The organism is Pseudomonas sp. GGS8, assembly GCF_024168645.1.
Taxonomy (GTDB): Bacteria; Pseudomonadota; Gammaproteobacteria; order Pseudomonadales; family Pseudomonadaceae; genus Aquipseudomonas.
The window spans coordinates 2,842,504-2,857,909 of sequence record NZ_JALJWF010000001.1 but is presented as its reverse complement, the minus strand read 5'-3'; the positions used below and the strand labels follow the sequence as shown (position 1 = coordinate 2,857,909).

The window sequence follows — 15,406 nt, the reverse complement described above, 5'->3', positions numbered from 1 at the left end:
TCCTTTTGAGCAGGCCGGACCTATAAACATCCTGAATAAAGAAACCTGCCAGATACCGCTATAGATGTGGTCGATTCTGGGAGATTCAAGCGTCGTGGAGTTGATGCAGATCAGAGAAGTCTAGCGTTCGAGTCTAACGGTCGAGCCAGACCAGGGAGGCAAACCGGCCGGTGCGAGGGCTGCGGCGGTAAGAAAAGAAACGTGGATCGGTCACTGTGCAGTAGCCACCACCATAAACAGCCGTGACACCGCGAGCGGCCAGACGCAAACGCGCCAGTTCATAGATGTCAGCCATGAATTTGCCAGCGTTGTGGCTCAGCACAAAGGCGTTAGCGGTTTCAGGCAGTTGCTGGATGAAGGCTTCGCGCACTTCGGGGCCGACTTCGAAGGCTTGCGGACCAATAGCCGGACCAAGCCAGACCAATACGTCTTCAGGCGGCACGGCCAGACTGTCGTGGGTCGCTTCCAGCACGCCCGCCGCCAATCCACGCCAACCGGCATGGGCAGCGGCAACGCGGGTGCCGGCACGATCGCAGAACAGCGCCGGCAGGCAATCGGCGGTCATCACCGTGCAGGCGATACCGGGCGTTGCCGTCCAACTGGCGTCAGCGGTGGCAACCTGGCTTGGGTCGGCATCGGCCACGGCAATGCCGTGAACCTGTTGCAACCAGGCCGGTTGAATCAAGAAGTGATCGGTGAGGCGACGGCGGTTTTCGGCGACGGCTTCAGGGCTGTCGTCGACATGATCGCCCAGGTTGAAGCTGTCGAACGGCGCCAGACTGACGCCGCCCGCACGGGTGGTGACGCAGGCTTTGACGCTGGCCGGTGCAGGCCAGTCAGGCGTCAGCCAGGTCATCCGATGAACGCCTCGCGGTCTTGCTTGAGCAGCGACAACAACCAGACGAAGTCATCCGGCAGTGGCGATTCCCAGCTCATGCGTTTACCGGTGGTCGGATGATCCAGCTCCAGGAACCGCGCATGCAACGCCTGACGCGGGAAATTCTTCAGGGATTCGACCATGGTCACGCTGGCGGCCGGCGGAATACGGAAACGACCACCGTAGGCAGGATCTCCGACCAACGGGTAGTTGATGTGCGCCATGTGCACACGAATCTGGTGCGTACGACCGGTTTCCAGCTTCACCCGCACGTGAGTGTGGGAGCGGAAACGCTCGAGCACGCGGTAGTGGCTGACGGCTTGCTTGCCACCTTCCATCACCGCCATGCGCTGGCGTTGCTGGCCGTGACGACCGATCGGTGCGTTGATCTTGCCACCGGCTGTCACCACACCAATCACGATGCACTCGTAGATCCGGCTGACACTGCGGCTCTGCAATTGCGTGACCAGCTGTGTCTGCGCCTGAATGGTCTTGGCCACCACCATCAGACCGGTGGTGTCCTTGTCCAGGCGATGCACGATACCGGCGCGGGGCACATTGATGATGTCCGGCACATGGTGCAGCAAGGCATTGAGCAAGGTGCCGTCGGCGTGACCGGCGGCCGGATGCACCACCAGGCCCGCAGGCTTGTTGATCACCAGGATGTCGTCGTCTTCATAGACGATGTCCAGCTCGATGTCTTGAGCGATCCATTCGCCCTGAGCTTCCTGCTCGGCAGTCAGCTCAAGAATGGCGCCACCGTGGACGATGTCTCGCGGGCGGATAACCGCCCCATCCACAGTCAGGCGGCCGTCTTTGATCCAGGCGGAAAGGCGCGAGCGCGAGTGCTCAGCGAATAATTGTGCGGCGACTTGATCGAGGCGTTGGCCGCCCAATTCGGACGGCACCTCTGCGCGAAGTTCAATTTTATCGGACATGCTCAGACTAGGCGTCGGCACAGCCTTTGGTTTCGGCTGCGCGCTTGTGGTTAAATACGGCGTCTTTTGCCCCGAGGCTTTTCAACGGGGCACTCATCATAACAGGACGGCCCCGCCCAAGACAGCGGCCGTCATAGGGACGCAAGCCGCCATGCAAGTGAAACACCTGCTGCTGATCGCCATCCTCGCATTGACCGCTGCTTGCTCATCGAAGGAAGTCGTAGACGAAAACCTGAGCGAAGTCGAGCTGTACCAGCAGGCTCAGCACGATCTGGACAACAATAGCTACACCAGCGCCACAGCCAAGCTGAAGGCCCTGGAGTCGCGTTATCCGTTCGGTCGCTATGCCGATCAGGCTCAACTCGAGCTCATCTACGCCAACTACAAGAACTCCGAGCCTGAGGCTGCGAAATCCGCCGCCGAGCGATTCATTCGTCTGCACCCTCAGCACCCGAACGTCGATTACGCCTACTACCTCAAGGGTCTGACCTCTTTTGACCAGGACGTCGGCCTGCTGGCGCGCTTCCTGCCGCTGGACATGACCAAGCGTGACCCGGGTGCCGCCCGCGACTCCTATAACGAGTTCGCCCAACTGACCAGCCGCTACCCGAACAGCCGCTACGCGCCGGACGCCAAGCAGCGCATGATTTACCTGCGCAACCTGCTGGCGGCCTACGAAATCCACGTTGCCGACTATTACCTGACCCGTCAGGCCTACGTTGCCGCCGCCAACCGTGGCCGTTATGTAGTGGAAAACTTCCAGGAAACCCCATCGGTCGGTGACGGCCTGGCGGTGATGACCGAAGCCTACCAGCGTCTGCATCTGGACGAACTGGCCGCGACCAGCCTCGAAACCCTGAAACTCAACTACCCGAACCACCCGAGCCTGGTGGACGGTCAGTTCGTGCCGTCGGTAGCCGAAGCCGACAACCGTTCGTGGTTGAGCAAGGCCACCCTGGGCCTGATCGAATCCCGTCCGCCGCTGCCACCGGGCGAAACCCGCGCCAACCAGGACGTGCAGAAGCAATTCCAGGATGCCAAGGACGCGATTCCGAACGAGCTCAAGCCTAAAGATGAAAACGGCGATGTGATCGAAGCACCGGAATCCGAGTCCAGCAACACCGACCGTTCCTGGTTCAGTCACATGACCTTCGGCCTGTTCGACTGACGCTGGGATGTTGTACCGGGAAGGCGCCTTTCGAGGCGCCTTTTTTATTGCCGGACTTTAGGGTGAGCGTATTGCGCTGTGCGCTTGACCCGTCCTTGGCTAAACTGCCAATTCATTAATCAAAAAGCAGCTCACCATGCTTCGTCTATTGTTCTGGATCGCCCTGATTGCCGCTGCCGTATGGTTCTGGCGCAAGTTCAAGGGGCCGACGTCGGTCGCCAATATGCCGCGCGAGCAAGATGCTCCGCCCATGGTTCGCTGTGCCCATTGCGGCGTACACCTGCCCCGCGACCGCGCGCTGAAACTCGAACAACAGTGGTATTGCAGCCAGGCTCACCTTGAGCAAGGCCCGGGCTCCAGTGATCGCTGAGACGCCCAGTCCCGGCAACAAACAGGCCCAGCGACTGCTGCGCCTCTATCATCTCTACCGCTTAAGCGTCGGCATCACCCTGGTGCTGTTGATCTCCAGCAACATGGACAACCAGTTGCTGAAGTTCGCCAATGACGACCTGCTGCGCAACGGCAGTTGGTTGTACCTGGTGCTGAATATCCTGCTAGTGGTCTTTCTGGGGAACACCCGGCGCCCCGCACAGCTGTTCAGCCTGGCGCTGGTCGATGTCCTGCTGCTGTGCGGCCTGTTCTACGCCGCAGGCGGCATGGCCAGCGCCATCGGCAATTTGCTGATCGTCTCAGTGGCCATCAGCAATACTTTGCTGCGCGGGCGTATCGGTCTGCTGATCGCAGCGGTCGGAGCCCTTGGCATCGTGGGTTTGAGCTTCATCCTGAGCTTCAACCACCCCGTCAGCCCCAGTGATTACCTGCAAATCGGCACCCTTGGCGCCCTGTGTTTTGCCGCGGCACTGCTGGTGCAGGGCTTGACCCGACGACTGGAGGTCAGCGAAACCCTGGCCGAACAGCGAGCCAGTGAAGTACTCAGTCTGGAAGCGCTCAACGCCTTGATCCTGCAACGCATGCGCACGGGCATTCTGGTGCTCGACGACCAGCGGCGGGTGCAGCTGGCCAATCACAGCGCCTTGACCTTGCTGGGGCAGGAAAAACTGGACGGCCAGTTGATCGACGATTACTCGATACCGTTGGTCGATCGACTCCAACTATGGCTCAACAATCCAACACTGCGCCCGCAAAGCCTGAAGATCACCAACAACGGCCTCGAGCTGCAACCAAGCTTCATTGCCCTGGACCAAAGCCCGCACCACCAGACGCTGGTTTTTCTCGAAGACCTTGCCCAAATCGCCCAACAGGCCCAACAACTGAAACTTGCCGCCCTCGGTCGCCTGACCGCCGGGATTGCCCATGAGATCCGCAATCCACTGGGCGCCATTAGTCATGCCGCGCAGTTACTGCAGGAATCCGAGGAACTGAACGGTGCGGACCGGCGTCTGACGCAGATTATTCAAGACCACTCTCAGCGCATGAATCGGGTAATCGAAAACGTCCTGCAATTGTCCCGTCGTCAGCAAACCGTGCCGCAACGGCTGGATTTGAAGCCGTGGCTGGAGCATTTCGTCGCCGAAACCCGCGAGGGGTCGAACGAACGTCAGCAGATTCACCTGCGCATCGGCTTGGGAGACTTCAAAACCCTGATGGATCCGAATCAGCTGACCCAGATTCTCGATAACCTGTTGCGCAACGCCTGGCGCCATAGCGCCCTGAAACATGATCAGACGCAGGCCTGGCTTGAGTTGTTTGTCGACCCGGACAGCCAGTTGCCGACCCTGGAAGTCCTCGATGATGGCCCCGGCGTCGAGTCGGACCAGCGCACGCACTTGTTCGAACCGTTCTTCACCACCAGCAGCCAGGGTACTGGCCTGGGGCTTTATCTGTCCCGTGAGCTGTGCGAAAGCAATCAAGCCCGCCTAGACTTCAAACCACGCCAAGGCGGCGGCTGCTTTCGCATCACCTTTGCTCACGGACGGAAACAAAGTTGAACACGAGCCCACGGCAAAAAATCCTGATCGTCGACGACGAGCCGGATATCCGCGAACTCCTGGAAATCACCCTGGGACGGATGAAACTCGACACCTTCAGCGCACGCAACCTCGCAGAAGCGCAGGCGCTACTGGCACGGGATACGTTCGACCTGTGCCTGACCGACATGCGCCTGCCTGACGGCACCGGTCTGGCGCTGGTACAACACATCCAGCAACGCTATGCGCAAGTGCCAGTGGCGATGATCACCGCCTACGGCAGCCTGGAGACCGCTATTAATGCCCTCAAGGCCGGCGCTTTCGACTTCCTGACCAAACCGGTCGACCTCACCCGCCTGCGCGAACTGGTCATCAGCGCCCTGAGTTTGCCAGCGCCAGGCGGCACGAACTGCGCCATCGACCGTCGGCTGCTGGGCGACTCACTGCCAATGCGCAGCCTGCGCAAACAAATCGACAAACTGGCCCGCAGCCAGGCCCCGGTATACATCAGCGGCGAGTCCGGCAGCGGCAAGGAACTGGTCGCTCGACTGATCCATGACCAAGGCCCGCGCTCCAACCGACCGTTCGTCCCGGTGAACTGTGGGGCAATCCCGTCGGAATTGATGGAAAGCGAGTTTTTCGGCCATCGCAAAGGCAGTTTCAGCGGCGCCATCGAAGACAAACCCGGGTTGTTCCAGGCCGCCCATGGCGGCACTTTGTTTCTCGACGAAGTGGCTGACCTGCCGCTGGCGATGCAAGTCAAACTGCTGCGAGCGATACAGGAGAAAGCCGTTCGCAGCATCGGTGGCCAGCAAGAAACCGTGGTTGATGTACGCATCCTCTGCGCCACCCACAAAGACCTCAATGCCGAAGTCGCCGCCGAACGCTTTCGTCAGGACTTGTACTACCGCCTGAACGTGATCGAGCTGCGAGTGCCGCCCTTGCGCGAACGCCGCGACGACATTGAGCTTCTGGCCAACAATATGCTCAAGCGACTGGCGGCCGCCACTGGCCAACCCGCCGCAAAACTCCACCCGCAAGCCCTGGAAGCGCTGAAAAACTATCGTTTTCCAGGAAATGTGCGGGAATTGGAGAACATGCTTGAGCGAGCCCACACCTTGTGTGAAAACAAACAGATTGAAACCAGCGATCTGCGTCTGGCCGAAGGCAACTGCAACCCGGACAGCGGCGTGCCGGACTTGACGCAAATCGACAACCTGGAAGCCTATCTGGAAAACGTCGAACGCAAACTCATCCTCCAGGCCCTGGAAGAAACCCGCTGGAACCGCACGGCAGCGGCTCAGCGCTTGAATCTGTCGTTTCGGTCGATGCGTTACAGGCTGAAGAAATTGGGTTTGGATTGAAGGCTTGCCCGCGAGGGCGATCTGATCAACGACAAAGAATGTGCGCTCATATACGTCCGACTGGCGCATACGGCGCAGGGTCGATAATCGGCGCCCTACCCAACATCACATCGGCAAATAACTGACACGACGCCGGCGCCAGTACCAGCCCGTTACGGTAATGCCCGCAGTTGAGCCAGAGCCCGTCATATCCCGGCACCCGACCGATATAAGGGATCCCTTCGGGCGACCCAGGCCGCAACCCCGCCCAATGCCCCACCACCTCGGCATCCGCCAACGCCGGAATCAACTCCACCGCCGATGCCTTCAGGCTTTCCAGCGCCGTGTCGGTTGGCGTCTTGTCGAAGCCCTCATGCTCCAGCGTACTGCCGATCAGAATGTGCCCGTCGCGCCGGGGGATGGCATAACGCCCCTTGGCCAGGACCATGCTCGGAAGGAAGTCCGCTGCGCACTTGTAGAGAATCATCTGGCCCTTGACCGGCTCGACCGGCAGCTCCAAGTCCAGTTTTTTCAACAAGTCACCGCTCCAGGCCCCCGCCGTCAAAACCACCTCATCACCCCGAATGGCCCCCAGCGAGGTCTGTACCCCGACCACCACAGAACCTTCCCGGATAAATTCGCTGACCTCACATTGCTCATGAATGGTCACGTTCGGCAGCGCCAGCAAGGCGGCCTTGAGGGATTTCACCAGCCGTGGATTACGCACATTGGCCACATCAGCCATGTAGATCGCCCGCGAAAAACCGGCGCCCAATACCGGCACCGCATCGTGCGCCGCCGAGATATCCACAGCCCGTAACGGACGATTCTCCCGTTCGGCCCAGGCGAGTGCTTCGGCCTCGTCATCCAGGTCCAGCCAGTACAATCCCGTGGTGTGCACTTCAGGATCGACACCGGTGGCAGCGAACAAACGCTGAGCCAGCTGTGGATAAAAATCTTGGGACCAATGAGCCAGTGCAGTGACCGCCGGGCTGTAGCGCCACGGGTAGAGCGGCGAAACGATCCCGCCACCGGCCCAGGAGGATTCCTGACCGACGTTCGAGCGGTCCAGCAGCACCACGCTCTGCACTTCGGACGCGAGATTGAATGCCGTCAGCAGGCCAATCACCCCGCCACCGACAATCACAACTTGCTGTTGACTGCTCATGTTCTGATCCAACCGTTCAATAGACAGAGGGCGCAAAAGGCGCCCGAAAAAGGAACTCAGCGCCCCCAGCAATCCTTTGTGGCCAGGCCGGACGCGGCATTGACCATGCTTCTGACACCGGTATTGGTGAGGGTGAAATCACCGCACTTGTCGCTCGCCATGGTCGAACCGGCCTTGCGTGTTGCCGTCAGCAGGAAGGTCTGGTCGGTCAGGGTCGGGGTGATGGTGTAGAAGTCATTGCCGGTGCTCAGACCGGTGGCATTGGTGTAGACATTATTCTTCGAATAGAAACGCTCGAGGATCTGCGCCTGCTCGGAAAGCAACCCGGCCACTTCAGTGCGACGGCCCTTTTTTACGTACTCGGTAAGGCTCGGGTAACCAATGGTGATGACGATCCCGATGATCGCGATCACGATCATGATTTCGATCAGGGTAAAACCTCGGTTGGATCTGCGCATGCCTCACTCTCACTTACTGTATTTGTCGCCACATGATGCGACGGCCGCTGCCGCCACCGGATTTTTCCACCAGCGTGGTCACGCCACCACCGGAGTCGTTCACAATCTTGCGGGTTGCGTCATTGACCACTGCGTTCAGGGTCGGGATACCACCGGTGAAGATCACCCCGCTGGAAATCGTGTCGTTGCCGTCGACCACCCCGTCGGCATTGGTGTCGATTACTGCGTAATTGAGCATCTTACCGCTGAACGCATCGAGTTCGACCAGTTTGCCGGCACCGAAGCTGGCACAGGGGTCCGCGGTATCCACACTGAGCGTGGTAAAAACGATTCGCTCCGACACCAGCCTGGCCTGATTGATCACCCGCTCCCCCGTCAGCACACTGTTGTACACCAGGGGTAAGTACCAGCCTTTCTCGGCCGGGTAGGTCACCTCGTTCTGGCTGGTGGTAATGAATTGCCCGGTGCTGCCAGAAAACACGCCGGTCACTGCCTGCGCCTGCAAACTGGAAACGGTTATTTGCCCCGCGCCCCCCTCGGCATCCCATACCGCGTAGAACGCCTGTAGATCCTTGTTGGTCTTGTCGGCGACCTCATTGAATTTGCCGGTGCCGAAAAACACTTCCTTGCCACCCGACGCATGATCGGCCAGCAATGGTTGCGCAGTAATCGGCTGGGTCGCGCCGCCTGCGGTGGTGAACAACGGTTTGCCGGAAAACGCCACGCCCCAGGTGTCAGCGGTGGTGCCACTCAAATCGAACTTCCACAACCGCCCTTTCAGATCGCCCCCATAGGCAGCCTGCACCACATTCTGGGAGTTGACCCTGAGCTTCACCGAGGACAGGCCGTTGGTGGTTTCGGTACTGTCGACCACGATTTTCTTGATCAGCGAGCCGTCGCGAATATCCACCACATACAACGCTGCCACCCCGGAGTTGCTGCCATAACCATTGGAGATAAACGCGGCCCAGCGACCATCGGCCAAGCGTGCCACCTCGGGACGCGCGTAGGCATAACCCAGATCATTGAAAACGTTCGCCGTGTTGGCCGTGGCCGGTGCACTGATTTCCCACAGCGCCTTAGTCTCATTACCGGCCGATGCGTCGAACAATTGCAGCGCATAGAAGGTTTTGCCACCCGCCCCCGTTCCGCCAATCGCCAAGGTTTTCCACGCGCCGTTGAGCTGGGTATCGAACACGCCGACCTGGCCGTCGACCAGAAACTTGTGGCTCACACCGTTGATGTAAGTGGGGTCAGCGATGTCGTTCAGCGATGGCAGCACGCTGGAGGGCATGTAGGCATAACGTCTGACACCGTTGGCCGAGTTGATGACGTTTACAAACCCGTCGTTGGCATTCACCACCAGGCTGGCATTCATGTTGGCGGCTTTGGTGGTCAGGTAGGTGCTATAGCTGGTGTCTGCCACCAGATCGGACGCGGTTTTGTCCGTGGGTGCGGCTAGCACGAGTGGCGAATTGATGATGTCGCCGAGTAATACGCTACGCACTTTCAACCCGGTTTTGTTGATGCCCTTACTCCACTCCACCAAATCGTTGCCGTTGATGCCAGTGGGCAGCCCCTGGTTGAGCGCGGTCTGCTGCGCCGCAGAGAAATTGCTGTAGGCCAGGGTAACCGCGGCGTTGGTCTGGGTGTTCCAGGACTGGTAGGTCGGCGCGGTGGCACCGGGCACGATGGTGGTGTCGGTCGTCCACAGCACGGCGGCGGTGTTAACCGCGCCCGCCGATGTGAAGCCGAAGGACTTGATCGTACCCCGCCAGTCCTTGGGATCGTAACTGGTCTGGAAATAGCTCGAGTCGCTGGTCAGGGTCGTGCCGCTGGCCACGCCACTGCCACCTGAGCCGGCCTTGGAAGTGATGTCGCTCAGGGCGGCAGACAGTGCATTGTTAAGCCCCGCACTGTCGGTCGCCTGGTAATACTTGCCCTGCCCATAGCTCGCGGCATCCACCAACATCTGATTTGCAGCGGTAAAACCCACGGTATAGGTGTTCATGTACTGCCTGGGAAAATCCAGGGCGTTCCAGCTTTTGCCAGTGGCATCGGTTCCCGTGGAGCGCATGTCGATGTCGAAGGCGAACTTTGCAATGTCATCCAGGTACAGGGTGTCGCCCTCATCATCGCCTAAGGGGTCGGTACCATCGTTACTGCTGATCCCGTCCCAGTTCGGTAACCGGTTGCCACCCAACGGATCGTCGGTCGGAAAAGTATGGTCGAAGGTCGGCAGACCACTGGTGATTACCACGCCGTAATTTCTCTGGCAGCGATACTGAATCGGACTGGTATAGGTGTCGGGCGTCGAGTTGTTGTATGGCGCCATGCCACGGAAATAGCGGGTGATCTCGTAATAGGCTTCAGCCAGCGGCGCATTGGCCTCCGCACTCAGGTCATCGATCCCGGCGAGCAATGCGTTGTAATTGGTATCGGCCTGAGCCTGGGTCACAGTGCCGCTGACCGACAACAAATCGCTGATCGAGCGGGCGATGTAACCGCCGTCATTCTTATGGTTGCCAACTGCCAGGTTGAACGTGGACAGGCCGATGCGCAGCGAACGGTTACTGGCCACCAACGTCTTGGAAACGTTGCGCGCCACGTTCATCCGGTAATCGTTGGGGATCGAGCCGTCGGTGAAGTCCCGATCGGAGTTGTTGGCCAGGCTTATCAGATACGACAGGTAATTCGCCGTATAAAGAGTGTCTTCGCTCCCCACCGGATCGGGAAGCTTGAGGCAAAGCGACTCCAGACCGGAAGAGCTGTTTTTATAAAAACCGTACCATCCGGCCTTTGAGCATGTTCCATGAGTCAAACTCGACAAGGGAATATTGCCATCTGTCATGTCCAAGTCCCGGCCTTTGTTGCACGAACCATTGGAGAGGCAAATCGTCACCGGGGTGCGTGCGACCGTCGGGTCGAAGCCGGCCGCCCAGATAATGTTGTTCATACTCCCCGAGTCATCGAGCAACAGCATCACATTGGGAGACACGGCGGCGGCGCTCAACAGCGGCGAATCCGAGGGCGTGAAGGCGTAGGTCGGCGCGGCCAGATAAAGGCTCAAGGCCGCGCCGCAGAACAGCTGCAACAACCAACGGCGCCAACCTGTGCGGGCCTCAGTACTTCGCATAGATACTCTCCACCACACTGCGCGAGTTGCCCACGATGCCCACGGCGGTCACCCGGTAAAGTGTTGCCGACATGCTGCTAGGCACGTTCACGGCTGTCAGGGTAGTGCCGATGTTCTGCACTCCGTAAAAGCCGCTACCGGAGGCGATCCAGGTCACCCCCGAGGTGGAGTTGAACCCGGCGGCGGTGATGACCGACGCCTCGGCCGGCGGCGCGCACTGGCTGGTGCCACTGCAGACCGGCAATGAGTAGGCGTTCAGTTGCACCGCGCTTTCGCCGACGCGCAACGCCGCTTCCGCGCCCTGGAACGATTGGTTGCGCAGGATTACGCTGCTGGTCATTTTCTCCTGCAACGTGGCGCTCTGCATCGACGAGAGACCGATCAACGTCAGCACCAGGAGAAACACCAGGCTGACCAACAGCGCCATGCCGCGCTGGGCGTGAGAGATCATGGGCGCACGATTCATCGGCCCGTCCCTCATGGCAACCGGTTGCGCAAGGCGGCAACCACGTTGAAGGTTTGATTGCGTACCCGGTTGTTCGGATCGGTGAGGGTCAGCGTCAGCCGCACACTGCGGATTCGCGCCGGATCGGACGGATTGCTGCTGTAGGTGGAGGCGGACGTATCCGTGGCCGAACTGGCGAGGCCGAAGCTCACGCCGAAGGCACTGACATTATTGATAAGCACCGCCTGAGTCGGTGTGCCGCTGCCAGTGCCCATCAGCAGTTGGTTGTTGCTGAAGCTGTAGATCAGCCGTCGGACCGGAAACGCCAACTGCCCCGACGTCGGCGTGCGTAAACCGGTGTAGGCCGTCGCCGCGTTGCGGCAATCGGAAAGCACGGTCCAGGTCGGCACCCCGCCACTGCCGCCGACATCTGCCGTGACCAGGGTCAATTTGAGGGTGGCATTGTCCCAACTGATCGGTGTGAGCCGGCTGGCATTGAAATCCCCAGCCGAGCTGGCATCGGTAATCGTACCCAGGCAACCGAACATGCCGACCATGCGGATTTCCTGAATCATCTTGCTCAGGACGAACCGTGCATCTTCCTGCATGCCAGCGGCAGTGCTCTGACTGACATAGGTGTTCTTGGCAGCGATGAAAATCTGCGCCACGCCCAGAACCACGATCAGGCTCAAGGCCAGGGCGATCAGCAATTCGATCAGGCCAAAACCTTTGCTGGCTCTGGTCATGGTGTCGTCACCGGATCAACGGTGGCACGACTGCTGAGGACGAAACTGCGGCGTGAATCGACGGTGTTGGCGGCCCGCGAGTCGTCCCAGGTAATGGTGATGGTGTACACCCGCTGGTTGCGGACGATGCTGCCGGTGGCCGTGGCGCCGCCGAAATTGACGATATTGGTGGTGAAGTCGTAGAGGTCCTGATCCCGGGCCACGCTCAGGTTGCCCGAGGTCGGTGGCGTGACGGTGTAATCGGCGCCGGAGTTGGCGCGAATGCGGTCCATCATGTCGTAGGCGATAAAACTCGCCTGGCTGGTCATTCGCGAGCTGTCGGTGTACTTCAGCGCATTGAGCTGAATCGCCGCCGCGCCCAACAGACCCACAGCCAGCACCAACAACGCGACCAATACCTCGATCAGCGTCATGCCCTCCTGTGCACGCTTGCTCCAACCCCTCATCCGCAACTTCCACCCAATAGAATTCGTCCGTTCAAACACACATTCAGCGTCCTGCTTTGCGCCCCCAGTACATAACTGATCACCACCGCCGTGGACGGTGCCGCCAAACCGCCGAGATTGTTGAAATCAATCGCGGTCACTCCTGAGGTTAGCGTCAGAGTTGCTCCGCTGCTCATCGCTGGAACAACCCGCAATACATTGGCCGGATTGCCAGTGCCGTCATAAACGCTCAGCTCGCCGGTCCAGACACTGCCGCCGGCCGTCGGACGAACCCGGGTGGTGAAGCCCCGATCAATCGCCTCGAGCCGCGCGTAAGTGAGTGCCCGTTGCAAGTCGCCGACCTCGGTGTCGGCCTTGTTGCTTTGCACCGAGCGGGTAAACGCTGGCACGGCCAGGGTGATCAGGATCAGAAACACCGCGAGCGTGACCAGCAGCTCGATCAGCGTGAAACCTTTTGTACGATGATCCATCGATGCCCTCCGTTGCCGTCGGCTATACCTGCTTCTACACGCTAGAACATTCGACCGGCGAATGTACGGTTGTTTTGCCATTACTCGCGCAAGGATCGCGCGGGCCGCAGTACTCCAGGGAGGGAGATGACATGCGTCAGCAAGGTTTCAGCCTGATCGGACTGCTCATGGGACTGACAATTGTCGGGATTGTTCTGCAACTGGTCAGCCCGGCACTCGCAGCGCTGACAGAATCAAATCAGCGGGAGCAGGCGGCCGAGTCGCTGATCAGCGGGATCCGGCACGCCAGAACCCTGGCAATCACCCGCAACCAGAGCGTGGTCATTCATGGCATCAACGGCGATTGGAGCCAGGGCTGGCGGATCATTCTGGACATCAGCGGCAAAGGGCCAGAGGACAGCAGCAATCCGCTACTGGTCGAGCGCGCGAGTGATGCGCGGACGCCGATTGTCGGCAATTGGTGGGTCAGGCGCTTCGTACGTTTCAGCAGTCTGGGCCAACCGCTGATGCCCGATCGGGCATTTCAGGCAGGGACACTACATATTTGTTCGGCTCGCGAGCCGGTCAGCCGGCTCCAGATTGTGCTGGCACGAAGTGGTCGAGTGCGCCTGGACAACCATAAGATTGAGCAGGCGCTGTGTCGTAAAGCAAAAAGTATTACAGCAGCGAACGCACGCGCAGCTCTTTAGGCATGGAGAAGGTGATGTTCTCCTCGCGACCGGCCAGTTCATCGGCACCCGTGGCACCCCAGGCCTGCAATTGCTGGATCACGCCACGTACCAGCACTTCCGGAGCGGAGGCACCGGCAGTGATACCAATACGCTCGACACCGTCGAACCAGCTCTTTTGCAGGTCTTCCGCGCCATCGATCAGATAGGCCGGGGTGGCCATGCGTTCGGCCAGTTCACGCAGACGATTGGAGTTGGAGCTGTTCGGGCTGCCGACTACCAGCACCACATCACACTCGTCCGCCAGTTGCTTGACGGCGTCCTGACGGTTTTGCGTGGCGTAGCAGATGTCGTCCTTGCGCGGACCACCGATCGCCGGGAAACGTGTACGCAGGGCGTCGATCACGCGGCTGGTATCGTCCATGGACAGCGTGGTCTGGGTAACGAAAGCCAGCTTTTCAGGGTTGTTCACCTGCAACGCGGCGACATCTTTTTCGTCTTCTACCAGATAGATCGCGCCACCATTGCTGCCATCGTATTGGCCCATGGTGCCTTCGACTTCCGGGTGGCCGGCATGACCGATGAGGATGCATTCACGACCGTCACGGCTGTAACGGGCGACTTCGATGTGCACCTTGGTCACCAGCGGGCAGGTCGCGTCGAACACCTTCAGACCACGGCCTGTGGCTTCGGTACGCACGGCCTGGGAAACGCCGTGGGCGCTGAAGATCACGATCACGTCGTCAGGCACCTGATCCAGTTCCTCGACGAAGATCGCCCCGCGGGCGCGCAGGTCTTCGACGACGAATTTATTGTGGACCACTTCGTGGCGCACATAGATCGGCGGCCCGAAGACTTCCAGGGCGCGGTTGACGATTTCGATTGCCCGGTCCACACCGGCGCAGAAGCCACGGGGGTTGGCGAGTTTGATTTGCATGCTGTGCCTCGTGTCTTGCGCGCAAGAAATAGCGAAAACAGTGAAAAACCAACTGTGGGAGCGAGCCTGCTGTGGCGAGGGGGCTTGTCGGAACGCCGCATCGCCCCGTTCGATTGCGCAGCAATCGTAAACCGGTCACCGCTTTCTCATTCAAGATAGCGGTGGCTGGTTTCAGGGGCGCTTCGCACCCCAACGGGGGCAAGCCCCCTCGCCACAAAGGCTCGCTTCCACAACGTTACAGCGCTTTGACGTTGATGATCTCGACGTCAAAGGTCAAGGTTTTACCGGCGAGCGGGTGGTTGAAGTCGATGGTCACTTGCGCGTCATCGAATTCCTTCACTACGCCTGGCAGCTCGGTATTGGCGGCATCGTTGAAGATCACCAACAATCCTGGCGACAGATCCATGTCCTGGAACTGCGAACGCGGGATGATCTGCACGTTTTGCGGGTTAGGCTGGCCAAAGGCGTTTTCCGGCTCGATGGACAGGCTGCGTTTATCGCCGGCCTTGAAGCCGAACAGCGCGGCTTCGAAGCCTGGCAACAGGTTGCCGTCGCCGACCTTGAAGGTCGCCGGGGCTTTGTCGAAGGTGCTGTCGACGGTGTCGCCATTCTCCAGGCGCAATGCAAAGTGCAAGGTGACTTCCGTGTTCTGGCCGATACGTTGTTCAGCCAATACCT

The 15,406-nt window shown here is 59.8% G+C and carries 16 protein-coding genes; 5 read left to right on the top strand and 11 right to left on the bottom strand.

Annotated elements, in window-relative coordinates:
- Positions 1-133 precede the first annotated feature (133 nt).
- Positions 134-856: a peptidoglycan editing factor PgeF gene (pgeF, locus tag J3D54_RS12780; RefSeq protein WP_253418577.1), complete on the bottom strand. Its 723-nt coding sequence runs from the start codon at positions 854-856 to the stop codon at positions 134-136.
- Complete coding sequence (rluD, locus tag J3D54_RS12775; RefSeq protein ID WP_007901932.1) at positions 853-1,815, bottom strand: 23S rRNA pseudouridine(1911/1915/1917) synthase RluD; 963 nt, start codon at positions 1,813-1,815, stop codon at positions 853-855. The genes pgeF and rluD overlap by 4 nt, the downstream gene beginning before the upstream one ends.
- Positions 1,816-1,966: 151 nt before the next feature.
- On the opposite strand from rluD, the gene J3D54_RS12770 reads away from it, so the two are divergent.
- The 4 genes from J3D54_RS12770 to J3D54_RS12755 all read left to right on the top strand — a co-directional run bounded on the left by J3D54_RS12770 (position 1,967) and on the right by J3D54_RS12755 (position 6,275).
- On the top strand, positions 1,967-2,983 hold the full coding sequence (locus J3D54_RS12770) for an outer membrane protein assembly factor BamD (RefSeq protein WP_253418574.1): 1,017 nt from the start codon (positions 1,967-1,969) through the stop codon (positions 2,981-2,983).
- A 136-nt stretch (positions 2,984-3,119) separates the two neighbouring features.
- Positions 3,120-3,353, top strand: coding sequence for a PP0621 family protein (locus tag J3D54_RS12765; protein ID WP_007938406.1), 234 nt, complete (start codon positions 3,120-3,122; stop codon positions 3,351-3,353).
- The gene (locus tag J3D54_RS12760; protein WP_253418571.1) at positions 3,343-4,932 is read left to right on the top strand and encodes an ATP-binding protein; all 1,590 of its coding nucleotides are present in this window, start codon (positions 3,343-3,345) and stop codon (positions 4,930-4,932) included. The genes J3D54_RS12765 and J3D54_RS12760 overlap by 11 nt, the downstream gene beginning before the upstream one ends.
- Positions 4,929-6,275 carry a sigma-54 dependent transcriptional regulator gene (locus J3D54_RS12755; protein WP_253418569.1) on the top strand — a complete coding sequence of 449 codons (1,347 nt, stop codon included), beginning with the start codon at positions 4,929-4,931 and terminating at the stop codon, positions 6,273-6,275. Before J3D54_RS12760 ends, J3D54_RS12755 begins: the two co-directional genes overlap by 4 nt.
- Before the next feature lie 46 nt (positions 6,276-6,321).
- On the opposite strand, the gene thiO is transcribed toward J3D54_RS12755, so the two are convergent.
- Genes thiO through J3D54_RS12720 form a run of 7 tightly spaced genes read right to left on the bottom strand, consistent with a single transcriptional unit; the run spans position 6,322 to position 13,123 of the window.
- On the bottom strand, positions 6,322-7,422 hold the full coding sequence (gene thiO, locus J3D54_RS12750; protein ID WP_253418567.1) for a glycine oxidase ThiO: 1,101 nt from the start codon (positions 7,420-7,422) through the stop codon (positions 6,322-6,324).
- A 56-nt stretch (positions 7,423-7,478) separates the two neighbouring features.
- Positions 7,479-7,880, bottom strand: coding sequence for a type IV pilin protein (locus tag J3D54_RS12745; protein WP_253418565.1), 402 nt, complete (start codon positions 7,878-7,880; stop codon positions 7,479-7,481).
- 13 nt (positions 7,881-7,893) lie between these two features.
- A complete protein-coding gene (locus J3D54_RS12740; protein ID WP_253418564.1) occupies positions 7,894-11,016 on the bottom strand; it encodes a pilus assembly protein in 3,123 nt (1,040 codons plus the stop codon).
- Positions 11,003-11,482, bottom strand: coding sequence for a PilX N-terminal domain-containing pilus assembly protein (locus J3D54_RS12735; protein ID WP_253418561.1), 480 nt, complete (start codon positions 11,480-11,482; stop codon positions 11,003-11,005). Before J3D54_RS12735 ends, J3D54_RS12740 begins: the two co-directional genes overlap by 14 nt.
- A gap of 11 nt (positions 11,483-11,493) precedes the next feature.
- Entirely contained in the window at positions 11,494-12,207 is a 714-nt protein-coding gene (locus tag J3D54_RS12730; protein ID WP_253418559.1) for a PilW family protein, read from the bottom strand.
- Complete coding sequence (gene pilV, locus J3D54_RS12725; RefSeq protein ID WP_253418555.1) at positions 12,204-12,653, bottom strand: type IV pilus modification protein PilV; 450 nt, start codon at positions 12,651-12,653, stop codon at positions 12,204-12,206. Before pilV ends, J3D54_RS12730 begins: the two co-directional genes overlap by 4 nt.
- Positions 12,650-13,123 (bottom strand): GspH/FimT family pseudopilin, encoded by a 474-nt coding sequence (locus J3D54_RS12720; protein ID WP_253418552.1) that lies wholly within the window; start codon positions 13,121-13,123, stop codon positions 12,650-12,652. Before J3D54_RS12720 ends, pilV begins: the two co-directional genes overlap by 4 nt.
- Before the next feature lie 131 nt (positions 13,124-13,254).
- On the opposite strand from J3D54_RS12720, the gene J3D54_RS12715 reads away from it, so the two are divergent.
- The gene (locus J3D54_RS12715; RefSeq protein ID WP_253418549.1) at positions 13,255-13,812 is read left to right on the top strand and encodes a GspH/FimT family protein; all 558 of its coding nucleotides are present in this window, start codon (positions 13,255-13,257) and stop codon (positions 13,810-13,812) included.
- Here J3D54_RS12715 and ispH read toward each other — a convergent pair.
- A complete protein-coding gene (ispH, locus tag J3D54_RS12710) occupies positions 13,781-14,728 on the bottom strand; it encodes a 4-hydroxy-3-methylbut-2-enyl diphosphate reductase (RefSeq protein WP_253418546.1) in 948 nt (315 codons plus the stop codon). The genes J3D54_RS12715 and ispH overlap by 32 nt on opposite strands.
- 235 nt (positions 14,729-14,963) lie before the next feature.
- Positions 14,964-15,401 (bottom strand): FKBP-type peptidyl-prolyl cis-trans isomerase, encoded by a 438-nt coding sequence (gene fkpB, locus J3D54_RS12705; protein ID WP_253426597.1) that lies wholly within the window; start codon positions 15,399-15,401, stop codon positions 14,964-14,966.
- Positions 15,402-15,406: the final 5 nt, after the last annotated feature.